At 70.8% G+C, this 23049-nt stretch carries 22 protein-coding genes; 16 read left to right on the forward strand and 6 right to left on the reverse strand.

Annotated features, from left to right (window positions below; translation table 11 throughout):
* Positions 1 to 90 precede the first annotated feature (90 nt).
* The 6 genes from AB0H78_RS21120 (at position 91) to AB0H78_RS21145 (ending at position 5845) form a co-directional block, all read left to right on the forward strand.
* Positions 91 to 1059, forward strand: a complete 969-nt coding sequence (locus tag AB0H78_RS21120; protein ID WP_363236022.1) for an NADPH:quinone oxidoreductase family protein — start codon at positions 91 to 93, stop codon at positions 1057 to 1059.
* Positions 1056 to 2249, forward strand: coding sequence for an acyl-CoA dehydrogenase family protein (locus AB0H78_RS21125; RefSeq protein ID WP_363236023.1), 1194 nt, complete (start codon positions 1056 to 1058; stop codon positions 2247 to 2249). The genes AB0H78_RS21120 and AB0H78_RS21125 overlap by 4 nt, the downstream gene beginning before the upstream one ends.
* Entirely contained in the window at positions 2246 to 3334 is a 1089-nt protein-coding gene (locus tag AB0H78_RS21130; protein ID WP_363236024.1) for an acyl-CoA dehydrogenase family protein, read from the forward strand. The genes AB0H78_RS21125 and AB0H78_RS21130 overlap by 4 nt, the downstream gene beginning before the upstream one ends.
* A 103-nt stretch (positions 3335 to 3437) precedes the next feature.
* Positions 3438 to 4556: a ricin-type beta-trefoil lectin domain protein gene (locus AB0H78_RS21135; RefSeq protein ID WP_363236025.1), complete on the forward strand. Its 1119-nt coding sequence runs from the start codon at positions 3438 to 3440 to the stop codon at positions 4554 to 4556.
* A 127-nt stretch (positions 4557 to 4683) separates the two neighbouring features.
* Positions 4684 to 5544 (forward strand): phosphatidylinositol-specific phospholipase C/glycerophosphodiester phosphodiesterase family protein, encoded by an 861-nt coding sequence (locus AB0H78_RS21140; protein WP_363236027.1) that lies wholly within the window; start codon positions 4684 to 4686, stop codon positions 5542 to 5544.
* A 106-nt stretch (positions 5545 to 5650) separates the two neighbouring features.
* Positions 5651 to 5845, forward strand: coding sequence for a hypothetical protein (locus AB0H78_RS21145; RefSeq protein WP_363236028.1), 195 nt, complete (start codon positions 5651 to 5653; stop codon positions 5843 to 5845).
* Here the strand turns inward: AB0H78_RS21145 and AB0H78_RS21150 are convergent, their stop codons facing one another.
* A complete protein-coding gene (locus tag AB0H78_RS21150) occupies positions 5846 to 6229 on the reverse strand; it encodes a DUF779 domain-containing protein (protein WP_363236029.1) in 384 nt (127 codons plus the stop codon).
* A 152-nt stretch (positions 6230 to 6381) separates the two neighbouring features.
* Here AB0H78_RS21150 and AB0H78_RS21155 point away from each other — a divergent pair, with 152 nt between their 5' ends.
* Positions 6382 to 6825 carry a hypothetical protein gene (locus tag AB0H78_RS21155; protein WP_363236030.1) on the forward strand — a complete coding sequence of 148 codons (444 nt, stop codon included), beginning with the start codon at positions 6382 to 6384 and terminating at the stop codon, positions 6823 to 6825.
* A gap of 7 nt (positions 6826 to 6832) precedes the next feature.
* On the opposite strand, the gene AB0H78_RS21160 is transcribed toward AB0H78_RS21155, so the two are convergent.
* Entirely contained in the window at positions 6833 to 7453 is a 621-nt protein-coding gene (locus AB0H78_RS21160; protein ID WP_363236031.1) for an L-threonylcarbamoyladenylate synthase, read from the reverse strand.
* Between the two features lie 9 nt (positions 7454 to 7462).
* A complete protein-coding gene (locus tag AB0H78_RS21165) occupies positions 7463 to 7927 on the reverse strand; it encodes a MarR family transcriptional regulator (RefSeq protein ID WP_363236032.1) in 465 nt (154 codons plus the stop codon).
* A gap of 135 nt (positions 7928 to 8062) precedes the next feature.
* On the opposite strand from AB0H78_RS21165, the gene AB0H78_RS21170 reads away from it, so the two are divergent.
* The 8 genes from AB0H78_RS21170 to AB0H78_RS21205 all read left to right on the forward strand — a co-directional run bounded on the left by AB0H78_RS21170 (position 8063) and on the right by AB0H78_RS21205 (position 16848).
* On the forward strand, positions 8063 to 9022 hold the full coding sequence (locus AB0H78_RS21170; protein ID WP_363236033.1) for a zinc-binding alcohol dehydrogenase family protein: 960 nt from the start codon (positions 8063 to 8065) through the stop codon (positions 9020 to 9022).
* A 203-nt stretch (positions 9023 to 9225) separates the two neighbouring features.
* Complete coding sequence (locus AB0H78_RS21175; protein ID WP_363236071.1) at positions 9226 to 10068, forward strand: dienelactone hydrolase family protein; 843 nt, start codon at positions 9226 to 9228, stop codon at positions 10066 to 10068.
* Between the two features lie 192 nt (positions 10069 to 10260).
* Positions 10261 to 12843: a helix-turn-helix transcriptional regulator gene (locus tag AB0H78_RS21180; RefSeq protein ID WP_363236034.1), complete on the forward strand. Its 2583-nt coding sequence runs from the start codon at positions 10261 to 10263 to the stop codon at positions 12841 to 12843.
* Between the two features lie 101 nt (positions 12844 to 12944).
* Complete coding sequence (locus tag AB0H78_RS21185; RefSeq protein WP_363236035.1) at positions 12945 to 14207, forward strand: helix-turn-helix domain-containing protein; 1263 nt, start codon at positions 12945 to 12947, stop codon at positions 14205 to 14207.
* Positions 14208 to 14327: 120 nt separating this feature from the next.
* On the forward strand, positions 14328 to 14960 hold the full coding sequence (locus AB0H78_RS21190; protein WP_363236036.1) for a hypothetical protein: 633 nt from the start codon (positions 14328 to 14330) through the stop codon (positions 14958 to 14960).
* 58 nt (positions 14961 to 15018) lie between these two features.
* Entirely contained in the window at positions 15019 to 15402 is a 384-nt protein-coding gene (locus tag AB0H78_RS21195; protein WP_363236037.1) for a VOC family protein, read from the forward strand.
* A 42-nt stretch (positions 15403 to 15444) separates the two neighbouring features.
* Positions 15445 to 15657: a hypothetical protein gene (locus AB0H78_RS21200; RefSeq protein WP_363236038.1), complete on the forward strand. Its 213-nt coding sequence runs from the start codon at positions 15445 to 15447 to the stop codon at positions 15655 to 15657.
* A 195-nt stretch (positions 15658 to 15852) separates the two neighbouring features.
* The gene (locus AB0H78_RS21205; protein ID WP_363236039.1) at positions 15853 to 16848 is read left to right on the forward strand and encodes a hypothetical protein; all 996 of its coding nucleotides are present in this window, start codon (positions 15853 to 15855) and stop codon (positions 16846 to 16848) included.
* 266 nt (positions 16849 to 17114) lie between these two features.
* On the opposite strand, the gene AB0H78_RS21210 is transcribed toward AB0H78_RS21205, so the two are convergent.
* The 3 genes from AB0H78_RS21210 to AB0H78_RS21220 form a co-directional block, all read right to left on the reverse strand.
* Positions 17115 to 18404, reverse strand: coding sequence for a cation:proton antiporter (locus tag AB0H78_RS21210; protein ID WP_363236040.1), 1290 nt, complete (start codon positions 18402 to 18404; stop codon positions 17115 to 17117).
* A 4-nt stretch (positions 18405 to 18408) separates the two neighbouring features.
* Entirely contained in the window at positions 18409 to 18921 is a 513-nt protein-coding gene (locus AB0H78_RS21215) for a TrkA C-terminal domain-containing protein (protein ID WP_363236041.1), read from the reverse strand.
* 103 nt (positions 18922 to 19024) lie between these two features.
* Positions 19025 to 21475 (reverse strand): GH92 family glycosyl hydrolase, encoded by a 2451-nt coding sequence (locus AB0H78_RS21220; protein ID WP_363236042.1) that lies wholly within the window; start codon positions 21473 to 21475, stop codon positions 19025 to 19027.
* A 333-nt stretch (positions 21476 to 21808) separates the two neighbouring features.
* Here AB0H78_RS21220 and AB0H78_RS21225 point away from each other — a divergent pair, with 333 nt between their 5' ends.
* Positions 21809 to 22993, forward strand: coding sequence for a S1 family peptidase (locus tag AB0H78_RS21225; protein WP_363236043.1), 1185 nt, complete (start codon positions 21809 to 21811; stop codon positions 22991 to 22993).
* Positions 22994 to 23049: the final 56 nt, after the last annotated feature.

Below are 23049 nucleotides of genomic sequence, written 5' to 3' on the forward strand. Positions count from 1 at the left end.
CGCCCGGCGGCCTCCAGCCCTTCACAGCTCGGCAAGCGACCGCTTAGTATGCACTCAGCGTGAACAGCCGACGGTTTGTGGAGGCCCCGAATGCAGGCATGGCGAGTGCACCGGAACGGCGAGCCGAGCGAGGTGATGCAGCTCGAGGAGACCGACCGCCCCATACCCGGTGAAGGGCAGCTCCTGCTGAAGGTCCGCGCCGCGAACATCAACTTCCCCGACGCGCTGCTCTGCCGTGGCCAGTACCAGGTCAGGCCCCCGCTGCCCTTCACCCCGGGCGTCGAGATCTGCGGCGAGACCGAGGACGGCCGGCGTGTCATCGCCAACCCCGTCCTGCCGCACGGCGGATTCGCCGAGTACGTCACCGTCGACGCGCACACCGTGCTGCCCGCCCCTGCCTCGCTGGACGACGCCGAGGCGGCCGCACTGCACATCGGCTACCAGACGGGCTGGTTCGGCCTGCACCGCCGCGCCCACCTCCAGGCGGGGGAGACGCTGCTCGTCCACGCGGCCGCGGGCGGAGTCGGCAGCGCGGCCGTACAGCTCGGCAAGGCGGCCGGCGCCACCGTCATCGGAGTGGTCGGCGGGGCCGAGAAGGCGCGCGTGGCCCGCGAGCTGGGCTGCGACCTGGTCATCGACCGGCACAGCGAGGACATCGTCGCCGCGGTGAAGGAAGCCACCGGCGGACGCGGTGCGGATGTCGTCTACGACCCGGTCGGCGGAGACGCGTACGCGAAGTCCGTGAAGTGCATCGCCTTCGAGGGGCGGGTGATCGTGGTCGGCTTCGCGAGCGGGACCATCCCCACGCCTGCCCTCAACCACGCCCTCGTCAAGAACTACTCGATCGTCGGACTCCACTGGGGGCTCTACAACCAGAAGGACCCGGCGGCGATCCTCGCCTGCCACGAGGAACTCACCCGGCTCGCCGCCGAGGGGGCGATCAAGCCGCTCATCAGCGAGCGCGTGCCGATGAAGGACGCGGCCGACGCCGTCCAGCGTGTCGCCGACGGCACGACCACCGGACGCGTGGTCGTCATCCCGGAAGGACTGGCCCGATGAAGATGACGGACGCCGCTGAACTGCGCCGCCGTACACAGGAGTTGCTGACCGCGCACCCGGTCGCCACCACCGCGCCGACAGACTTCCTCAAGGCCCGCTTCGACGCGGGTCTCGCCTGGGTCCACTACCCGGTGGGCCTCGGCGGCCTCGACGCCCCGCGCTCGATGCAGCCCGTCGTCGACGCCGAGCTGGCAGCCGCCGGAGCGCCCGACAACGACCCGCGCAAGATCGGCATCGGTCTGGGCATGGCCGCCCCGACCGTCCTCGGCTTCGGCACCGACGAGCAGAAGCAGCGCTTCCTGCGCCCGCTCTGGGTCGGCGAGGAGGTCTGGTGCCAGCTCTTCAGCGAGCCGGGCGCCGGCTCCGACCTCGCGGCGCTCGCCACCCGGGCCGTACAGGACGAGACGACCGGCGACTGGATCATCAACGGGCAGAAGGTGTGGACCTCCAGTGCGCACCTGGCGCGCTGGGCGATCCTCATCGCGCGCACCGACCCCGACGTGCCCAAGCACCGCGGCATCACGTACTTCATCTGCGACATGACCGACCCGGGTGTCGAGGTGCGGCCGCTGCGCCAGATCACCGGCGAGGCGGAGTTCAACGAGGTCTTCCTCACCGACGTACGCATCCCGGACGCCCACCGCCTCGGCCCGGTCGGCGACGGCTGGAAGGTCGCGCAGACCACGCTCATGAACGAGCGCGTCTCGATCGGGGGCGCCCGCATCCCGCGCGAAGGCGGCATGATCGGGCCGATCGCGCAGACCTGGCGCGAGCGACCCGAACTGCGCACCCACGACGTCCACCAGCGGCTGCTCACCCTCTGGGTCGAGGCCGAGGTCGCACGCCTCACCGGTGAGCGGCTCCGCCAGCAGCTCGTCGCGGGACAGCCCGGACACGAGGGCTCCGGAATGAAACTCAACTTCGCCCGCCTCAACCAGGAGATCAGCGGCCTGGAAGTCGAACTCCTCGGCGAGGAAGGGCTGCTGTACAGCGAATGGACCATGCGAAGGCCCGAGATGGTCGACTTCACCGGCCGTGACGCCGGATACCGCTATCTGCGCTCCAAGGGAAATTCGATCGAAGGCGGCACCAGCGAGGTGCTGCTGAACATCGTCGCCGAGCGCGTACTCGGACTGCCCACCGAGCCGCGCACCGACAAGGACGTCGCCTGGAAGGACCTGGCTCGATGACCGATCTGCTCTACTCCGAGACCGAGGAAGACCTCCGCTCGGCGGTACGGTCCCTGCTCTCCGACCGCAGCGACACGCCGTCCCTGCTCGCGCGCGTCGAGTCCGACACGCCGTACGACCCGCAGCTCTGGAAGTCCCTCGCCTCCGAGATGGGGCTGGCGGGGCTCCTCGTGCCCGAAGAGCTCGGCGGCCAGGGCGCCGGCCACCGGGAGGTCGCCGTAGTGCTGGAGGAGCTCGGGCGCGCTGTCGCCCCGGCTCCGTATCTCACCAGTGCGGTCGTCGCCACCGAGACGCTGCTGGCCCTGGCCGGCGAGAGCGCCGATGCGGCCGCACTCGTCGGTGACCTGGCGGCAGGCCGTACGGTCGCCGTCCTCGCGGTGCCCCTGTCGGCGGCACCGGGCGCGCCCGTACCGCTGACCGCCCTCACCGGGCGCGTCACCGGGGTCGCCGACGCCGCGGCCGCCCAGGTGCTCCTCGTCCCCACCCCCGAGGGCCTGTACGCGGTCGAGACCTCCGCCCCCGGAGTCACCGTCGAGGCGCTCACCCCGCTCGACCTGACCCGCCCCCTCGCGGCCGTCACCTTCGACGGCGCCTCGGGCACGCTCCTCGCGGACGGTGCCAAGGCGGAGGCCGCGGTACGCCGCGGGCTTCTCGCCGGTGCCGGGCTGCTCGCCTCCGAGCAGCTCGGGCTTGCCGAATGGTGCCTGGAGGAGACCGTGCGGCACACGCGCGAGCGGCACCAGTTCAACCGCCCGGTCGGCGGATTCCAGGCGCTGAAGCACCGGATGGCGCAGCTCTGGCTGGAGGTCGTCTCGGCCAGGGCCGCCGCCCGCAACGCCGCCGACGCCCTGGCGACCGGCAGCCCCGAGACCGCGCTCGCCGTGGCCGTGGCGCAGGCGTACTGCGGGAGGGTCGCCGTCCATGCGGCCGAGGAGTGCGTACAGCTGCACGGCGGGATCGGCATGACCTGGGAGCATCCCGCGCACCTGTACCTCAAGCGCGCCAAGTCCGATGCGATCGCGCTGGGTTCGGCGGGCCTGCACCGCGACACGGTGGCCGAGCTCGTCGATCTCCAGGCTCCGTGAAGTCCATGGGCCCGCGCGGATAGTCCATGTCGCGGGTGACAGGACCACCCCACTCTGTTTGACGGGTTCATGCCCATGGGCCCGTCGAACAGAGGAGATCGGCATGCGCAGAGCGAGAGCACTCGCCCTCGTGGTGATCGTGGCCCTGGCGGCCTGCCTGGGTCTGGCCGGACCGGCCGCGGCCACCGGCCAGACCCCCGGCACCTACACCAACTACTCCTTCCCGTCCGGCACGTCGACGCTGGACGACGTCACCTTCGGGGTGACCGTCCAGTCCGACCCGGGGCGGGCCAACGTCTTCTGGTCCCACCAGTTCGGCTTCTCCAACGGAGTCGGCGGCTACATCGGCATGCAGCGGTGGCGCGACGGCGGCGGGATGTTCCTGTTCTCGCTCTGGGACTCCACCGGTGGCGCCGCGGGCAGCAGCGGTACGTACTGCCAGACCTTCGACGAGACAGGCAGCGGATACACCTGCCGGCTCAACCAGCGCTTCACCGCAGGGCATCACTACCGCTACCGCATCGCGCCCGACACCACGGCAGGCTGGTACAAGGCCACCATCACCGACGTCACGGCGGGAACATCGTTCGTCCTCGGCTCGCTGAACGTCGGGTCCGGGGCGAAGGTCGACACAGGCGGAATGGTCAACTGGGTCGAATACTTCGACTGGAACAACAACGCCGCGACCTGCGCCGACGAACCGTACTCCAAAGCGGTGTTCGACCTTCCGGCCGGCACCGCCACCGGCGGCTCCACGGCGACCGCCGCCATCAGCTCCACCTCCGTGAGCAGCAGCTGCCCCAATGGCGCCAAGGTCACGGCGCAGAGCGGCGGCAGCATCCAGGAGGACGGCATCGGCAACTCCTCATCGGGCTCCGTGACCGGCATCGCGGCCAAGTGCGCCGACGCCCCGGCAACCGCCGACGGCACCCAGCTCGTCCTGTGGACCTGCAACGGCGGCAACAACCAGAACTGGGTGCGCGCCGGGGACGGAACCCTGCGCGCCGCATTCAAGTGCGCCACCGTCAGCGGATCGGCCGTGCAGCTCTCCTCCTGTACGGGCGCCGCGGCCCAGAAATGGCAGATCAGCGGAGAGTCCCTGCTCAATCCGGCCACCGGGAAGTGCCTGGACGTGACCGGCGGCGGCAGCTCGGAGGGCACCGCACTGGGCGTCTACACCTGCACCGGTAACGCCAACCAGCGCTGGACCACCCCTTCCTGACCGAGAACGGCGTACGGCGGGTGGGCGTCGACCCGGCCAACTCTTGGCAGGCACCTGCCCATGGGGGTACTCCGCCCGGATACTCGATGGCGTCCGCCCGTCCGTCACGCCCGTCCCAGGAGACACCATGGTGCACCTGACCCGCCGCAGAGCCGTCGCCACCCTTGTCGCCGCAGCAGCGGCAGGTGCGGCCGTGCCCCTGCAGACCGCGTCGGCCCAGGAGCGCGGGCGTGGCCCGCGACCGCTGCGCCGCGCGCACGCCCACAACGACTACGAACACGAGCACCCGCTCTTCGACGCCCTCTCCCACGGCTTCACCAGCGTCGAGGCCGACATCTACCTCGTCGACGGCCAACTCCTGGTCTCCCACGACCGCATCGACCTCGACCCCACCCGCACCCTCGAATCCCTCTACCTCGACCCGCTGCTGGCCCTGGTCAAGGCCAACCACGGTGCGGTGTACCGGGATTACCACCGCCCTGTGCAGCTGCTCGTCGACATCAAGGAGGACGGGGACGCCGCGTACCGCGAGCTGGACCGGCGGCTGCGCCCGTACCGGCGCATGCTCAGTACGTACGCGAACGGCCGGGTGATCCCCGGTGCGATCACCCCGGTCATCTCGGGCGACCGTGCGGCGCGGGTGCCGATGGAGGCCCAGACGGTGCGTCACGCGTTCTACGACGGGCGCCTTGAGGACCTGGCCACCAGCGTCCCCGCCTCCTTCATCCCGCTCATCAGCAGCAACTGGACATCGAGCTTCAGCTGGCTCGGCATCGGCGAATTCCCTTCAGCGGAACGGGAGAAGCTGCACTCGCTCGTCTCGACCGCCTACGCGCATGGTCAGCGCGTCCGCTTCTGGGCGACCCCCGACCTGGCGGGAGCCGACCGTGACGCGGTCTGGACCGAACTCCTGGCCGCGGGCGTCGACCACCTCAACACGGACGACCTGGCGGGCCTCGAACGCTTCCTGCGCCGTCACGACTCCTGAGCAACAACACCCGTACGGCGGACAGCTCTTCCGCCTGAACGGCCCCTCTCCTCCGCCACACTGGCGGCCGAATGCCGCAAATCCGGCGCGGCGGAGGAGGGTGACCATGGCTGTCTCGATCTCACTGGTACTGCTGCTGCTGGTCCTGGCAGTGATCTTCCTGCGCAGCGGAGGGCTTAAGGTCTCGCACGCACTGGTCTGTGTGCTGCTCGGCTTCTACCTCGCCAGTACCAGCGTGGCGCCGACCATCCAGAGCGGTCTGAGCGCGACCGCGCAGATGGTCGGCAACATCAAGCCCTGATCAGATCACCTTCGACCTGATCAGGAAGCGCACGCCCTCGGGTGCCTCCAGCGAGAACCCGCTGCCGCGACCCTCCACGACATCGACGATCAGCCGGGTGTGCGCCCACGCCGCGTTCTGACTCGCGGAGATCCAGAAGGAGACGGGCTCCGCGACCCCTTCGACGGCGAGCGACTCGATCAGCACGTCGGACTCCCCGGTGCGGAACTCGCCCTCGGGGAAGCACATGGGCGAACTGCCGTCGCAGCAGCCGCCCGACTGGTGGAACATCAGCGGCCCGTGGGCCTCGCGGAGCCGCCGCAGGACGGCGGCCGCCGCAGGAGTGATGTCCACCCGCGGAGCCTCGGCGCCGGCCGGGGGGTTCGTGTTCTCGTACGGTTGCATGTGCTGCCCCTCACTCGAGCGGGGAAACAGGTATCGGTTCAACTCTGCCAAGAGTGCGGGGTAGTTGGACTCCTCCGGCGATAACTGGTTCGACGATTCCTCTTCGAGGAGCGAGGATGCGAGGGCCGTTACGAAGCCTGCCGGGAGGGGCCGTGGGATCCAGAGACGCCGACATCGACTTCACCTTCTGGCGTCCGACCACGGTGGGGGCCGTCCTGGAAGCGCTGACCGATGCGGGCTGGTCCGCCGTTGAATTGGGAGGCCGCATCACCTACATGGTCAATGACGCGGACGACATGCACGAGTGGTACGACAGCGCGCCCGAGGGCGTTGACGAGGTGCTCGCCGTCCTGGACGCGACCGAGAACCTGCCGTATGCCGTGGCTCTCAACGTCTATCACCATGGGGCGGGGACGGGCGGCATGCTCCTCTTCCTCACCGGGCGCACGGACGTCTCCTTCGTCCCCGACATCGACCGCCGGTTGCTGCCTGAGGCACCGGAATTCACCGACCTGGCGTGGTATCTGCACACGCTTGTCCCCGCCCTCGTCGCGGCGGGGCTCAAGGCGTACGAAGCGCATGAGATCCGCTATTGACGGGTGGTTACTCGAAGCGCGAGATGTCGCCCGCTCCCCGGCGCACGATCTCGACGTCGCCGTCGGAGAAGTCGATGACCGTGGTCGGCTCGGTGCCGCAGTCGCCGGAGTCGATCACCGCGTCCACCACGTGGTCGAGCCGCTCCTTGATCTCCCAGCCCTGCGTCAGCGGCTCCTCCTCGTCGGGGAGGAGGAGGGTGCTGGAGAGCAGCGGCTCACCGAGCTCGGCGAGGAGTGCCTGCGTCACGGCGTGGTCGGGGATCCGGACCCCGACCGTCTTCTTCTTGGGGTGCAGCAGTTGCTTCGGGACTTCCTTCGTCGCCGGCAGGATGAAGGTGTAGCTGCCCGGCGTGGCCGCTTTGACCGCGCGGAAGACGTCGTTGTCGATGTGCACGAACTGGCCCAGCTGCGCGAAGTTCTGGCACATGAGCGTGAAGTGGTGCCGGTCGTCGAGGTTGCGGATCGACCGGATCCGGCTGATGCCGTCGCGGCTGCCCAGCTGGCATCCCAGCGCGTAGCAGGAGTCCGTCGGGTAAGCGATGAGCGCACCCGACCTGATGCTGTCCGCCACGCTGGTGATGGTGCGGCGCTGGGGGTTCTCGGGGTGCACGTCGAAGTACTTGGCCATTTGTCGAGTCTAAGTGATCTGCGGGTCCCCGCTCGGGCGCACAAGGGCGGCCGCGAGCCCGGTCAGCTGGGTGCGCTGGGCGGCGGTGAGGCGTTCGGTGAGTCCGGTGATGCGGCGGGTGATCTCGGCGGTGCACCGGTCGGTGAGTTCTTGGCCGAGAGGAGTGAGGGCGACCAGTACGGCGCGTCCGTCGTGCGGGGACGGGGAGCGACGGACCAGGCCGCGCTTCTCGGCGCGGCCGACCAGCCCCGTCATGGAGGACTTGTCCAGGCCGAGGTGGGTGCCGATCTCCAGCATGCCGGCCTGCCGGTCGCGCAGGATGCCCAGCAGCCTGATCTGGATGATCGACAGGTCGTGCTCGGTGCCGGTGGCGGCCAGGACGCGCTGCGTCAGGAACGACAGCTGGACCAGGGCGTCCACCGTGTTCAGGGGCTGGTCTTCGGCGGGGCCGGCCGGGGCGGGTTCGGTGGGCATGGGGCGAGCTTAGTTGACCTGGTACGCGGCGCAAACTACTTTGGAAAGTAGTACGTGCCGCAAATCAGATGGTGGCGGCGATCGCACCCCATGCCTCCGGCCGTCGCCGCTGCGAGGCGGAACCGGAGAAACCCCATGCGCGCAGCCGTCGTCCACTCCTTCGACTCCCCTCCTCGCTGCGACACCTTCCCGGACCCGACCCCCACGGGGGAGCACGAGGTCCTCGTCGACGTCCTGGCGGCGGGCCTGCATCCGCGCGTGCGCTCCGCCGCCGACGGCAGTCACTACACCTCCGACGGCACCCTGCCGCTGATCCCCGGCATCGACGCGGTCGGCCGGACCCGGGAAGGGGAGCTTCTCTACTTCGTCGCCCCCGACGGCGCGCCCGGCACCATGGCCGAGCGCGCCGTCGTCGACCGCCGCCGTGCCATCACCCTGCCGCCGGGCACCGACCCGGTCGCCGTGGCCGCCGCCATGAACCCCGCGATGTCCTCCTGGGTGGCACTTCGCCGACGCGTCGACTTCCGCCCCGGCGGCTCCGTCCTCGTCATGGGCGCCACCGGCAACGCCGGACAGCTCGCCGTCCAGATCGCCGGACACCTGGGGGCCGCCCGGGTGATCGGGGCGGGCCGCGACCGCCGACGCCTCGACCTGCTCAAGAGCCTCGGAGCCGACGACGTGATCGCACTGGACGGCGACGAGGACGACATCGCCGACCGGCTCGCGTCGGCGGCCGCGGACGTCGACGTCGTCATCGACTACCTGTGGGGCCGGCCCGCCCAGCAGGCGATGCCCGCACTGCTCACAGCCCGTACCGACCGGTCCAAGGCGCTGGCCTGGGTCCAGATCGGTTCGATGGCCGGGCAGGACATCACCCTGCCCTCGTACCTGCTGCGCGCGGGGAACCTGAACATCATGGGCAGTGGCCAGGGCTCCGTCACCACGGCCGGAATCCTCGACGAACTCCCCTCCCTGGCGCGGGAGATCGCCTCCGGCGCCTTCGCCGTGGACCCGGTGGCCATGCCGCTGGACCAGGTCGAGCAGGCGTGGGCCGCACCGGCCGACCCCGGCCGCCGCATCGTCATCACTCCCTGAACCCGCGGAACACCGGTGAAATCGCCGATGCCCGCACACCGCCCGCACCGTCACGGTGGGGACCACCAACGCACACGGCGGTCCCCACCCGGGCGTGATCCAGTCCTCCCGCGTGGCCCCGCCACGACCGAGAGGACCCCTCCGTGCACCTGCAACCGCACGCCTTTTCCCGCCCGTTGGTACGGGCCTTCCTCGCCGCCACCTTGACGGCCGCCGGCCTCCTCGGCACCGCCTTCGCCCCCGGTGCACACGCCGCCGCCGACAACCCGTACGAGCGCGGCCCCGCGCCCAGCGTCTCCAGCATCGAGGCCTCGCGCGGCTCCTACGCCGTCTCGCAGACCAGCGTCTCCGCGCTCGGCGTGACCGGCTTCGGCGGTGGCACCGTCTACTATCCGACGTCGACCGCCGACGGCACCTTCGGCGCGGTCGTCATCGCCCCCGGCTACACCGCGTACCAGTCGAGCATCGCCTGGCTCGGGCCGCGCCTCGCCTCGCAGGGCTTCGTGGTCTTCACCATCGACACCCTCACCACACTCGACCAGCCCGCCAGCCGCGGTCGCCAACTGCTCTCCGCACTCGACTACTTGACGAAGACCAGCTCGGTGCGCAGCCGGATCGACACCTCCCGGCTCGGTGTGATGGGCCACTCCATGGGCGGCGGGGGAACCCTGGAGGCCGCCAAGAGCCGCACCTCGCTGAAAGCGGCGATACCCCTGACGGCCTGGAACACCGACACGACCTGGCCCGAGGTGCGCACACCCACCCTGATCATCGGCGCCGACGGTGACACGATCGCCCCCGTAGCCACCCACTCCGAGCCGTTCTACCAGTCGCTGCCCAGCACCCTGGACAAGGCGTACCTGGAGCTCAACAACGCCACGCACTTCACGCCGAATTCGTCCAACACGACGATCGCCAAGTACAGCATTTCCTGGCTGAAGCGGTTCATCGACAACGACACCCGCTACGAGCAGTTCCTCTGCCCGCTGCCCCAGCCCGGCCTCACGATCGACGAATACAGGGGCAACTGCCCGCACACGTCCTGATCCCGAGGCTTCGTCACGGGGGGCCGTCGTCCGCTGCCGGGATCCGCGGTGGCGGACGATGCACGTTTGGGCTGTGCCCGCTCACACCGCGGTACGGCCCCCGCTGGGGGCGTGCCCAGCGCTGCCCTCATCGGGGGTGCCTGCACGGACGGATGCCTTCCGGTCCTGTTTACGCGAAAGTAACGTGCGGCCGTGACCCTCTCGACGAGCGCATCCGACATCATCAGCCCCCTCACATTCCACGGCCGCCGCGAGGAACGGGACGCCGTGGACGGCCTGGTGAGGCGATTACGCACCGGCCTCGGCGGCGTACTGGCCCTGGCCGCGCACCCGGGGCTCGGCCGCACGGCACTCGTGCAGTACGCGCAGGCGATCTGTGCGCCGCTCCCCTCCATCACGCTGACCGCTCCGGCGCGGCTGCCGGGGGAAGGGCCGCTGCTGGTCTGCATCGACGACGCACACACCTGGGAACCCTCGGAACGCTCCGCCCTCGTCGCCGGCCTGCACCGCATGACCACGGAGCGCCCGGTCGCCGTACTGCTCACCATCGCCGAACATGCGCCAGGAGCAGAGGAGTTCACCGCCCTTCCGACGCTACGGCTGGGGCCGCTCGACCACACCGCGACCGCTGCCCTCTTCGACCGGCTCGGCGGAGCTCTGGCCGACCCGCTCGTCAAAGCCTTGCTGATCCGCGAGGCCGAGGGGAACCCGCGCCTGCTCGCCGCGTACATCACCCACCTCACCCCCGGCCAACTGGCCGGGCGCAGCCCGCTGCCCGACTCTCTGTCCGGTGGGGAAGACGTCCTCGACGCCTATGCGGTACGCGTCGACGCGCTTCCCCGCGCCGCGCGTGCCCTGCTGCTGCTCGCCGCGGCGGCCGTCGAACACGAAGCCGACGGCGTGGGCGCGGACCTCGCCCTGCTTCTGCGGACCGGAGCCGACCCGGAAGGGCTCGCACCCGCAGTGGCCGCCGGAGTGGTCGTCCGTGCCGGCGGGCGCATCCGCTTCACCCACCCCCTGCTGCGCCGCGCCGTTCTGCACCGCGCTCCGCTCGAAAGCCGCAGGAGGGCCCACGCCGGGCTCGCCGAGGTCTGCGGCGACGGTCTGCCCCGCCTCGTACAACTGGCGTGCACAGCAGGGGAGTACGACGCTGCGCTCGCCGCCGCCCTGGCCGCGACGGCGTCCAGGCCGCGTCCGTATGCCGAGTGCTCCGACGCTCTGGCCCGCGCCGCCGCACTCACCGCCGACCCCGCACTGCGCACGGACCGGCTCGCCGAGGCGGCCGAAGCGGCACGGCGCGCCGGTGACCCCGTACGGGCCCGAGCCCTGCTGGCGCGTACCGGCGCGACTCCCGGTCACGGCGGCGCCCACCGGGTGCGCGGGCTGCTCGCCCTCGCCGACGGTCCGGCGGCCGATGCGCGGGAGGCGCTGCTGACCGCCGCCTCACTGCTCCCGCCCGAACCGGCCCGCCGCGCTCTGCTGGGCGCGGCGGAGGCGGCCTGGGCGATGGGCGACGCCACCGCGTACATGGAGGCGATGACCAGGGCTCGCGCGGACACGGACGATCCATCGCTGGAGGCCTACTGCGACGGGATGTGCGCGATGCTCACGGGCCGGATCGAAGCGGGCCACGCCCTGTTGCGCCGCTGCCTGGACGATGTACCCAGGACGGGCGACCCGGCCGTGTTGCTGCGCGCCGGAGCAGCGGCCCTCGTCGTCGGCGAGGTCGAGACCGCCTGCGCGGCGGGCGCGAGGGCGCTGGCCGCCGTAGGTGCGTACGGCCCCGAAGTGCTGCTGCCCCGCGCCCTGGAACACCTCGCCTACGGGGAACTGAGGGCGGGCCGACACACCCGGGCCCGGGCACACGCCCTGGAAGGCCTCAGAGCCGCGCACCGCATCGGCCAGCCCAACGTCGCCGTCGCTCTGCACGCGGTCCTCGCGCTCGCCGCGTCCGTCGAGGGCGACGCGGTGGCGTGCTCCGTACACGCCGAGGCCGCATCGGCGGGTGCGGGACCGCACGATCTCACCCAGGCCGCGCTGCTCGCCGCCTGGGCCGTCGCCCGTGCCGATCTCGCCGCGGGACGGCCCGCCGATGCCGCGGCCCGGCTCGGCCCGCTGGTCGCGCCGGGGCCGCGGAGCGGTCACTTCGCGGTACGCATGCTGGCCGTGCCCTGCTTCGTGGAGGCCGCCGTCCAGTCCGGCCGGCCGGCGGAGGCCCGCCGGGCCACGGAGGAATTCGCACTCTGGACCGCGGCGACCGCGGACCGCCTCGCTCCGGCCCAACTGGCCCGCTGCCGTGCGCTGTTGGCGCCGCCGCAGAGCGCGGCAGCCGCGTACGAGAGTGCGCTCGCCCACCACGACCGTATGCCGGGCGAGTTCGAGCGCGCCCGCACCCAACTCCTCTACGGCCAGTGGCTGCGCCGCAGACGGCGTACCCGCATGGCGCGCGCCCCCCTGCGTGACGCGCTGGTCTCCTTCGAACGGTGCGGGGCGCGCGCCTGGGCGGACCGCACCCGAGGCGAACTCCGCGCCGCGGGCGAGGCGGTGGCAGGGGAGCCGGACCCCGGACCGCTGGAAGTGCTGACCCCGCAGCAGCAGCGCATCGCCCGGCATGTGGCGGAGGGCGCCACCAACAGGGAGGTGGCGGCGCGGCTTTCGCTGAGCCACCGCACGGTCGACCACCACCTGCGCAATGTCTTCTCGGCGCTGGGGGTGCGCTCGCGCGTCGAACTGTCGCGGTTGCTCGTCGGGGGGCGGCGCATGGCCGGACCGTGATGTGGAAATTGCCGCGCACCTCTAGGTACCGACCGGGCGGTATGCCATTCTTCGGGCGTCAGGAAGATCCGGCAGTGAGCACACTCCCCGCGGAGGTCCCCATGCCACATGTCCTGCAGTCCCGGACCAGGGTGCTGTACGAAGTGCCCGCCGTCGCCCCGCGCGCACCGGGGTCGCGCTCGCTGCTGGACGCCGATGCCGTCGCGGTCCTCCACCGCGCGTCCCGCGTCCTGCTGGACGAGCTGCCCGCACTGACCGACCGGCTCGTCGCGGCCCTGCGCGAGCGGGAGCCGGCCTACCGCTCGGCCCTCGCGTCGCATCCGGCCGAGGTGTGGCACGAGGTGCACCGCTCCCTGCGGCACAGCGTCACCTCGCTGCTCGAACCGGGCGGGACCAGGGAGGCTGCCCACCGCACCTCCGCGCAGATCGCCGAGACGCGCGCCGAACGGGGCCTGCCGCTCGACGCGTTGCTGCACGCCTTCCGGCTGGGCGGAGCGATGGTGTGGCAAGGGCTGGTGGAGGAGACCGCACGCGGCAATCCCGACGACATGCGCCTGCTCATCCATGTCGCCACGGACGTATGGAACTTCGTCGACGAACACTGCGGCGTCGTCGCCGAGGCCTACCACCGCACCGAGCGCCGCATGGCCTGGCAGCGCGAGAACTGGCTGCGCCTGCTGACCGCGAGCCTGTTCGACGGAAGTGCCAGACTCGCCGACCTTCCCGACGCCGCGGACGCCCTCGGCCTCCCCGAGGAGGGGTGGTACGCGGTGATCGCGCTGGCGGGGGACGACGTACGGCTGACGCTTCCGGCCGGCACGCGGTCGCTGCACCACGGTGACTCCGGCGCGCGGTACGTCCTGGTGCTGCTCGGCGATGCCGAGGGGGATCCGGCGGCCGAACTCGCCTCGCTCGCCGCCGCGTTCGCGCTGCCTCCGGGAGCACGCGCAGGGATCGGTTCGCCGGTGGAAGGCCTGGCCGCGGTCCCCGACGCCCGCAGGCTCGCCGACACGGCATTGCGCGCCTGCCCCCGCGGCGGCGGAACCGTACTCCTGGACGAGCGGCTGCCCGACGCACTCGTCGTCTCGTCGCCGGACCTCGCCGCCGCGCTCGTCGCGCGCGTCCTCGGCCCCCTGAGCTCCCTCGAACACACGGACCGGGACCTCCTCCTGGACACGCTCACCGTATGGCTGGAGGCCGACGGCTCCGCGCAGCGGGCCGGCGCGCGCCTGTACTGCCACCGCAACACGGTCCTCAACCGGCTCCGCCGCTTTGAGCAGTTGACCGGGCGGAGCCTGACGAGAGTCGGCGACATGGTCGAGGTGTCACTGGCGCTGGGTGCCCGCAGACTGCTCGACGGCTGACCGCCGCCGGCGCGGGAATCGTCACAGGACTACCGCATTCGTCCCAGTTCTGCGACTGACTCCCCCCGGCGGGTTCCGTAGCAGTACGGTCACCGAGCGTGTCGACACCTTGGGGGAATCATGCGCAAGATCCTGCTCGCCGCCGCTGCGGTGACCTGCCTCGCACTGACCGGTTGCAACGACAACTCCGGGAGCGTCGACTCCGGCAACGGGCCGACCGCGAAACAGCCTTCGGCCACCGCGAGCACCGGGGACCCGAGCGCAAGCCCCGCGCCCGGCGGCGCCGCGCTGGCGCTCGGAACTCCCGCGCGGACGGTGGGGGCCAAGACGATCGGCATCCTGGAGATCACGCCGCGGACAGTCGTCCACACGGCGAAGGGCGGCGGGGCCACCTCGAAGTACGGCACCTTCGTCATCGTGACGATGCTCGAGAAATCGCTGAGCGCGAACCCCGCGGACGAGGAGACCGCCGCCTCCGGCGGAGGGTGGAAGTGGGTCGGCCCCGACGGACGGACCACTGCTGCCGGCAACGGCAACGCGGGCCGTATCGTCCTGGCCGGGTACGACGGCCACGGGCCGATCCAGCCCGGCGCATCCCAGTCGCGCGCCCAGGTCTTCGACCTGACGCCGGCGCAGGCCCGGGGCGGCAGCGCGGTCTACACCGACGGTACGAAGTCGCCGTCCCGCTGGGCGATCCCCGCACAGGACGCGGGCCCGGACGTCGCCGCCGTCAGGCAGAGGCTGACGCCATGAGACGAGCGGAGAGGTAATCGGCTGGCGGCCCGAGCGGAAATCGGGGAGGCTCGCGCTCATGATCTCGGTAGTGCAGAACGTGGCGATCGACTGTGCGGATGCTTATGAGCTGGCCCGGTTCTGGAGCAAGGTGACCGGCCGTCCGCTGCACCCGGAGGACGAACCGGGGCATCCCGAGGCCCAGGTACTGCTGGAGGCGGGCCCGGTGCTGCACTTCAACCAGGTGACCGAGGCCAAGGCGGTCAAGAACCGGATCCACCTGTGCCTGCGCCCTGACACCTCACGTGAGCGGGAGGTGGAACGGCTGCTGGGGATCGGTGCCACCTTTGTCTCCGATCACCGGAACCCTGATGGGTCCGGCTGGGCGGTCCTCGCTGATCCCGAAGGCAACGAATTCTGCGTCCTGCGCAGCGAGTCCGACCGGGCCGCCATGACGGCCTGAGAAGCTGTGCCATACCCCGTGAGCTGTGAGGTTCTGTGACGGGTGGCAGAGTCGTTCAGTTGTGTGCCGGGATCGGTGCTGCGTTCGGGGGTGGACCAGTCGGTTCAGCTGGTCCATGTGATGACGGGATGCCAGTTCACGCTGGGGGGCATCGCGTTGGAGATCGCACCGCTGCGTACGCACGGCGGGAACATGCTGGTCGAGGACGCCGAGCTGGGGCGGAGGGCTCCCTGCGGCTGTTCGCCGAGGCGATAGGGCTCTCCTTCCACACGGTGCGGACGTATCGGTGGGAACCCGGAAGCACCGACGAAAGGTGCCTCATCCCGGTGACGGAAGTCGCTGGTGGCGGCCGGGGTTACTGCTCGGCCGCGGGGAGTGAGCCCTGTACCTCCCCCCTTGATCACACCGGTGTGCCTGGGTGCATGATGTGCCTGGACATAGGGGGGACGCATGACGCAGACCACGCCGCCGGGATGGGGGCCGACACCGCCGGGGGCTCCTGTGACTCCGGGTGTGCCGCCGCAGGGGTTCATGCCCGTGCGGCCTCCGGACGGCGGGAACGGTGCGGTGTTCACCGTCGGGGCTGTGGCCATCGGGGCTGAGACCGTGATCGCCGCGCTGGTCGCCGTTGCGTACAGCTTGCAGTCCGAGTCCCACGGAGGCGAAGGCGGCCTCGGAGGGCTGTTCGGCACCATATTCGCGCTCGTGCTGCTGGCAGTCGTGTCGGTGATCGCAGGGCTGGCCGGTTCGGCGATGGCGGTGCTTCCTCTCGTCCTCCTCGGGCGTGCGGTGGCCCGCCGTACGCGCCGGCGCGACAGCTGGCAGCTCACCCTGGCCACTGTGGTGGTCGTTGCCGTCGCCCTGGCGCTGCTCATCGGCTCCTGCATGCTCCTGGCCGGCTTCGGCGACCTGCTCGTTTATCCCGTCCTTGCCCTCAGCCTCATCGTCGGGCTGGCACCCGCGACGCTGTGCGCCCGGGCGGCGGGGAACCCCGGAAAGCCCGGGGCCCGATGGCGGGTGCTCGGGGGCGTGGCGCTGGGCGGTCTGGGGCTGCTCGCGGTGACGCTTGCCGTCGGGGTCGCGGCGTACAGCTCGGGGATCCTCAAGATCTACGAACCGCCCCGGCTCACTGAAGCCGACATGGTCGGCACCTGGACGGGCGGCGACGGCGGAAGCCTCCGCTTCGAGGCGGACGGCACGGTGACGGCGAAGGGCGTCAACGAGTACGAAGCCACGGGTGAGAAGTCCGGTGCCTGCAACTCCACCGGGAAATGGCAGCTGACCGAGAACGAGGGTGTCGGCCGGCCGTTCGAGCTCAGCATCGCGGACTGCGAGAGCCTGTCCTTCGGCTGGGGCATCGGCGGTACGGAGGAACACCCGACGGTCTTCACGTGGATCGGCGAGCCGGATTCGGGTGAGCGGTACGTCCTTACGCGGCAGGGGTAAGCCATCCGGCGCTGAGGTCTCGGGCCGTGGCCTCCACCGCCACATGGGTCCCAGCCGACTGCCCCGAAGCGACGCCGTATGCACCACGCAGTAGGCCAGGAACGTGGGAAACGATCTCCACCAACGTGGGATGGCCCTAGCTGTAGCAGCTGTATCACCGCTCGTCAGCGACTTCCGTCGGTGCCCCACCCGCTCTGGACGCACTCCACCTCACGGAGTGTCACCCGCCACGGGATATGGCAGAGCTTCTGAAGCATCCGTCGCCGTCACGGAGTCGGCGTGCGCCCCGAAGGATCGTGCACTTCCGCCTCCGCCTCCGTGTGCGGGCGGGACTTCTCCAGGCCGTCCCTCGGTGCGGGAATCGTTCCGGTGACCGCCTCGGTGGCCACCGCCCTCGCGCGGCGCCACAACGCGACCCGCTGGGCGACCGGTTCGGTGAACCGGGCGGTCAGCGGGCCCACGACGACCAGGATCAGCACGTACGCGGTCGCCAGCGGACCGAGTCGGGGCTCGATGCCGGCCGTCACCGCCAGGCCCGCGATGACGATGGAGAACTCGCCGCGCGCGACCAGCGCGCCCCCGGCCCGCCAGCGTCCCTTGACGGAGATCTTCGCGCGCCGCGCCGCCCAGTAGCCGGTGGCGATCTTCGTGCAGGCGGTGACGACGGCCAGAGCGAGCGCGGGGAGAAGGACCGGCGGGATGCTCGCGGGGTCGGTGTGCAGGCCGAAGAAGACGAAGAACACCGCGGCGAACAGGTCGCGCAGCGGCAGCAGCAGCGTATGGGCGCCTTCGGCGGCCTCCCCGGACAGTGCGATGCCGACGAGGAACGCCCCCACGGCGGCCGACACTTGGAGCTGCTGGGCCAGCCCGGCGACCAGGATCGTCAGGCCGAGCACGACGAGGAGCAGCTTCTCGGGATCGTCGCTGGAGACGAAGCGGGAGATGAGCCGGCCATGGCGTACGGCGACGAACAGGACCAGCCCGGCCGCTCCCAGCGCGATCGCCAGGGTGAGACCGCCGGCCGCCCAACCGACCCCGGCGAGCAGCGCGGTGATGATCGGCAGATACACCGCCATCGCCAGGTCTTCCAGTACGAGAATGCTCAGGATCACCGGAGTCTCCCGGTTGCCGACCCGGCCGAGGTCCCCCAGGACCTTGGCGATCACCCCCGACGACGAGATCCAGGTGACGCCCGCCAGGACCACGGCGGCCACCGGTCCCCAGCCCATGAGCAGGGCGGCACCGGCGCCGGGCAGAGCGTTCAGCGCGCAGTCGACAAGTCCCGCCGGGTACTGCGTCTTGAGATTGCTGACGAGATCGCTCGCCGAGTACTCCAGGCCCAGCATCAGCAGGAGCAGGATGACGCCGATCTCGGCGCCGATCGCGACGAACTCCTCGCTCGCACCGAGCGGGAGCAGCCCGCCTTCGCCGAACGCGAGGCCGGCGAGCAGATAGAGGGGGATGGGCGAGAACCGGAAGCGCCCGGCGAGGCGGCCCAGGAGGCCGAGCGCCAGGATGATCGCCCCGAACTCGATGAGGAACACCGCGGAATGCACCCGGTCACTCCCTTCCGAGTATCGAAGCGGCCGCTTCCACACCCTCGCGGGTGCCGATCACGATGACGGTGTCGCCGCCCGCCAGCCGGAAGTCCGGGGTGGGCGAGGGGATGGCTTCGGCCCGGCGCAGTACGGCGACGATCGATGCACCGGTCTCCGTCCGCAGATGGGTCTCGCCCATCAGCCGGCCGTTCCAGTGCGAGGTCGCCCCGATCTCGACGCGTTCGGCGACCAGGCCCAGATCGGTGGTGTGCAGCAGGTTCGGACTGTGGTGAGAGGGCATCAGCGCATCGATCAGCGCGTCCGCCTCACCGGCGGTCAGCTTCAGCGACAGATCGCAGGCGTCCGGATCGTCGGCGTCGGGACGGTAGGCGCTCAAGGTGCGCCCGCCGTCCCGATGCGCGACGACCGACACCGTTCGTTGCTCGCGGGTGGTCAGGTCGTACCGATAACCGATCCCTGGCAGTGGAGTGCGACTCAGTCGTGAAGCGGGCACAGCTCTCCCTCGGTCCGGCATTCCAGGCACCTGCGTGGTGCCTGCATCTTCCGGCACCGTACGTCACCCTACATGTGCCAATATTTGGCAAAGGATTGGATGTCCGTCGGGGAGCTGCGCCGGGTCAGCGGGGGAGGGCCGCGGAACCGGTCGCCCAGTGGGTGTCGGGCTGGTCCGAGAGGCGGTAGGCCAGGGTGCCTCCGGTGCGCAGCAGGGATGCATCGGTCCAGGACCGGTCGTGGTCGCGGCCGTTCACGGTCAGAGCGCTGACATAGGCGTGGGTGCTGTCCGCCGACGGGGCGTCGATGCGGATGTCGGTCCGGCCGGGCCTGTCGAGGACCGCGTGCGGGAAGAGAGGCGCGCCGAGGAGCATGGAGGCGCTCCCCGGAGTCTGCGGGTACATGCCGAGTGCGGAGAAGACGTACCAGGCGGACATGGTGCCCAGATCGTCGTTCCCGGGCAGGCCTGAGGGGCCTGTTCCGTAGACGGTGTCGAGGATTGCGCGGACGGTCGCCTGGGTCTTCCAGGGCTGGCCGAGCGCGTTGTACAGCCAAGGAGCATGGATTCCGGGCTCGTTCGTGGCGTCGTAGCGCAAGGCGTCGCCGCCCCTGAGCGACCAGGATCCGTCCGGCTTGTGGAAGAAGGAGTCGAGCCGCTGGGCCGCAGCCGCGCGCCCGCCCATCTTCTCCGCCAGACCCTGCACGTCCTGCGGCACCATCCAGGTGTACGTGGCGCTGGTGCCCTGGGCGAAGCCGAGATCGCTGCCGGGGTTGAAGGGTGCGACCCAGGTGCCGTCGAGGTTACGGGCGCGGGCGTAACCCGTGGTCCCCGCGCCGTCGGTGGCGCCGGTGTCGAAGACGTTGCTCCACCAGCTGCCGCGCGCGGTGAACTCGGCGGCCTGCTGGTCACGGCCCATCAGCTTCGCCCAGCGGCCGAGGGCGGAGTCGGCGATCGCGTCCTCCAGTGTCTCGGCGGCCCCGCCCCAGCAGTGGCAGGCGTCCTGGGCCGCGTAGTGCGACGTCATGTACTGCGCGAGGTTGGGCCGTTGCCCGGTGCACTGCCCCGGGCAGCCCGCGTCGGAGAGGCCGTCGGCGTTCGGCTCGGTGGCCTGGTGGGCGAGCGAGTCGAAGGCGCCGCGGTAGTCGAAGTTCCGTACGCCCATGGCGTAGAACGTGGCCAGTGTCGCGGCCGACGGGTCTCCCGTCATCACATGCGTCGCGCCGTTGATGTGCACCCAGCGGTCCCAGACTCCGCCGTTCTGCTGGGCGAAGTTGTAGAGCGACTGGGCGAAGTCGCCGGCGACATCGGGCTTCAGTAGAGCGAGCAGTTGTATCTGGGCCCGGTACTGGTCCCAGCCCGAGAAGTTGCTGTACTGCGCCCGCTGGCCCCTGGCGAGCCGGTGCGGTTTCCCGTCCATGCCCGGGTAGCGGCCGTCCGTGTCGCTGACGATGCCCGGCTGCATCAGTGCGTGGTACATCGCGGTGTAGAAGGTGGTGCGCTGGGCCTCGCTGCCGCCGCCGGTACGGACGGTGCTGAGCTCCTTGTCCCAGGAGCTCGCGGTGGCCGCGGCCACGTCGTCCACGCTTGCGCGCGGCTTCACTTCTTCGCGCAGATTGGCCTCGGCGCCGGCGAGACTGACGTAGGAGATGCCGAGCCGCATGTGGACATCGTTGTCAGAGCTGGTGTCGAAGCCGACCCAGCCGCCCGATCCGCGGCCCGCGCGGTCGGCGCCCGTCGCGTAGCCCTCGCCGCCGGAGGCGGAGGTCGAGCCGGGGGAGAGGGTGCTGTCCTTCCAGGTGCCGGTCGAGGAGAAGGCGCGGTCGAAGGATGCCGTGAAGTAGAGCCGGTAGTAGCTCTTGCGGTTGTTGGTCCCTCCGTTGGCGCGGCGGCCGCAGAAGGCGCCGGTCAGCACGGAGCCGGTCACCTTGTGGTGCGCGGTGTCGATGTCGATCTGCGCGTCCTCGCTGCCGTTGAGGGAGTTGGAGACGCGGAAGAGGAGGCTGGCCTGCTGGTCGGAGGGGAAGGTGAAGTCGCCGACGCCCGCTCGGGTGGTCACGGCGAGAGCCGCGCCGACTCCGGAGTCGAGCGTGACGGAGTAACGCCCGGGAGTGGCACGCTCGTTGGCGTGGCTGAAATTGGACGCGTACACGGCGTCCTTGGTGTCGGCGGTCGGTGACGAGGTCACGTCGCCGGCGAACGGCATGATGGGCACGTCACCCGCGGCCCCGGGATGGCAGCCGGCGCCGTTGACATGGGTGAGGCTCAGGCCCCGTATCCGGGTGGTGTTGTACGAGTACCCGTTGGCCGCGGCGGTGTTGGTCTGATCTCCCGTGGTGCTCGTCGGCGACCAGGCGACCATGCCGTGGGGAGCGGTGGCCCCCGGGAAGGTGTTGCCGCCGTTGGCGGAGCCGACGAAGGGGTCGACCAGGGAGCTGGGATGGGCTGTCGCGGCATCGACGGCTGTCGCGGAGGCGGCGAACGGGGCGGGTGCGGCGGCGACCAGCACGGTGCTCAGGGCGAGCGCGGCCGTTCTCGCAGCGGTCCGCCGTCTGGTGCGGCGTTGAGGGTCCGACATGGGCAGGGCCTTTCGGATGGTGGGGTCGGGCGAGCGTCGACGAGCGTAGGGCCCGCCGGCGGCCACGGGAAGGATCATGAAGGACGCAGGTGGTGAACGCGTGGTGAAATGCGCGGTGTTGAGCGCTCTGCGAAGTCGCGTGCGCAGGCACCGCACGGTTCTGGCCAGATCTCCCACCCGGCGAACATTGGCATGGACCTGCCCGCAGAAGGAACGCTACGCTCCGCCCCGAGTCGCTTTTGAGAGCGCTCTCACTCTGCGTTCTCGGATCTCGACTGTTCCACCCCCCACCGAGCTGGAACGACAGAAGGGCCAGTCGCCTTGAGATATCTGATGCACCCCACGCACGCGACCGCGAAACGACGCAGAGCCACCCTGGGCGCAGGAGTGTGCGCGCTGCTCATCGCCACCGCGGCCTCGGTCGGCCTCCCCTCCGCCTCGGCGGCCGACTCCGGCTCCGACCGCTCTCCCGCTGTCGCGGCCGAACCGGCGTCATCGGGTCTGCTGACCGCGATGCAGAAGGACTTGGGCCTCACCAAGGCCGAGGCGGTCAAGCGCCTCGCGGCCGAGAAGCAGGCGACCGCCGTCGAGGGCAGGGCCCGGAACGCCGCAGGAGCGACCTTCGGCGGTGCCTGGTTCGACGCTGCCGCAGGGAAGCTGACCGTCGCCATCACCGACAAGAGCAAGGCCGCCGCCGTACGGGCGAGCGGAGCGGACGTCCGGCTGGTGCCGCACACCCAACGCCTGCTCGACGGTGCCAAGAAGAAGATCGATGCGCTCAAGGCGCCTGCCGGGGTGAGCAGTTGGCACGTGGACCCGCAGGCGAGCCGCGTCATCGTGAACATCGTTTCCTCACGCAAGGGTGACAACGATGTCCGGGCGTTCGTCGCGCAGGCCGCGAAAGCCGGACCCGTCACGATCCAGCAGGTGAGCGAGGCGCCCCGGACCTACGCCGCAGGGACGGTCGGCGGGGACCCGTACTACACGGGCAACGTCCGGTGCTCCATAGGATTCTCCGTCTACGGAGGCTTCGTCTCCGCCGGCCACTGCGGTCAGCCGAGCGCGGAGGTCCGCGGCTGGGACGGCTCGCTCATCGGCAACTTCCAGGGCTCGTCCTTCCCCGGCAACGACTACTCCTGGGTCAGCGTGGGCAACGGCTGGTGGACGGTCCCGGTCGTCCTCGGCTGGGGCACGGTCTCCGACCAGCTGGTACGCGGCTCCGCCGTGGCCCCCATCGGCGCCTCCATCTGCCGCTCGGGCTCCACGTCCCACTGGCACTGCGGAAACGTACTCGCCACCAACGAGACCGTGAACTACAGCCAGGGCGCGGTCTACGAGATGACGAAGACCAGCGTCTGCGCCGAACCCGGCGACTCGGGCGGCTCCTTCATCAGCGGTGACCAGGCGCAGGGCGTCACCTCCGGAGGCTGGGGCAACTGCTCCAGCGGCGGCGAGACCTGGCACCAGCCGATCAACGAGATCCTCAACCGCTACGGCCTGACACTGCACACCGCGTGACGGCCTGACCTGAACGCGTGGCCCCGGTCCTCGGCCGCGCCCGCGACCGCTGCCGC

It is taken from the genome of Streptomyces sp. NPDC050738 (assembly GCF_040654175.1).
Taxonomy (GTDB): domain Bacteria; phylum Actinomycetota; class Actinomycetes; order Streptomycetales; family Streptomycetaceae; genus Streptomyces.

What these genes read in the sequence shown, in the direction of transcription:
- AB0H78_RS21185 (WP_363236035.1), top strand. Translation starts at nt 12,945, where the DNA reads ATGCCACATGTCCTGCAGTCCCGGACCAGGGTGCTGTACGAAGTGCCC.
- AB0H78_RS21225 (WP_363236043.1), top strand. Translation starts at nt 21,809, where the DNA reads ATGCACCCCACGCACGCGACCGCGAAACGACGCAGAGCCACCCTGGGC.
- AB0H78_RS21135 (WP_363236025.1), top strand. Translation starts at nt 3,438, where the DNA reads ATGCGCAGAGCGAGAGCACTCGCCCTCGTGGTGATCGTGGCCCTGGCG.
- AB0H78_RS21205 (WP_363236039.1), top strand. Translation starts at nt 15,853, where the DNA reads ATGACGCAGACCACGCCGCCGGGATGGGGGCCGACACCGCCGGGGGCT.
- AB0H78_RS21150 (WP_363236029.1), bottom strand. Translation starts at nt 6,229, where the DNA reads ATGCAACCGTACGAGAACACGAACCCCCCGGCCGGCGCCGAGGCTCCG.
- AB0H78_RS21190 (WP_363236036.1), top strand. Translation starts at nt 14,328, where the DNA reads ATGCGCAAGATCCTGCTCGCCGCCGCTGCGGTGACCTGCCTCGCACTG.
- AB0H78_RS21160 (WP_363236031.1), bottom strand. Translation starts at nt 7,453, where the DNA reads ATGGCCAAGTACTTCGACGTGCACCCCGAGAACCCCCAGCGCCGCACC.
- AB0H78_RS21145 (WP_363236028.1), top strand. Translation starts at nt 5,651, where the DNA reads ATGGCTGTCTCGATCTCACTGGTACTGCTGCTGCTGGTCCTGGCAGTG.
- AB0H78_RS21195 (WP_363236037.1), top strand. Translation starts at nt 15,019, where the DNA reads ATGATCTCGGTAGTGCAGAACGTGGCGATCGACTGTGCGGATGCTTAT.
- AB0H78_RS21125 (WP_363236023.1), top strand. Translation starts at nt 1,056, where the DNA reads ATGAAGATGACGGACGCCGCTGAACTGCGCCGCCGTACACAGGAGTTG.
- AB0H78_RS21120 (WP_363236022.1), top strand. Translation starts at nt 91, where the DNA reads ATGCAGGCATGGCGAGTGCACCGGAACGGCGAGCCGAGCGAGGTGATG.
- AB0H78_RS21215 (WP_363236041.1), bottom strand. Translation starts at nt 18,921, where the DNA reads ATGCCGGACCGAGGGAGAGCTGTGCCCGCTTCACGACTGAGTCGCACT.
- AB0H78_RS21165 (WP_363236032.1), bottom strand. Translation starts at nt 7,927, where the DNA reads ATGCCCACCGAACCCGCCCCGGCCGGCCCCGCCGAAGACCAGCCCCTG.
- AB0H78_RS21130 (WP_363236024.1), top strand. Translation starts at nt 2,246, where the DNA reads ATGACCGATCTGCTCTACTCCGAGACCGAGGAAGACCTCCGCTCGGCG.
- AB0H78_RS21220 (WP_363236042.1), bottom strand. Translation starts at nt 21,475, where the DNA reads ATGTCGGACCCTCAACGCCGCACCAGACGGCGGACCGCTGCGAGAACG.
- AB0H78_RS21170 (WP_363236033.1), top strand. Translation starts at nt 8,063, where the DNA reads ATGCGCGCAGCCGTCGTCCACTCCTTCGACTCCCCTCCTCGCTGCGAC.
- AB0H78_RS21140 (WP_363236027.1), top strand. Translation starts at nt 4,684, where the DNA reads ATGGTGCACCTGACCCGCCGCAGAGCCGTCGCCACCCTTGTCGCCGCA.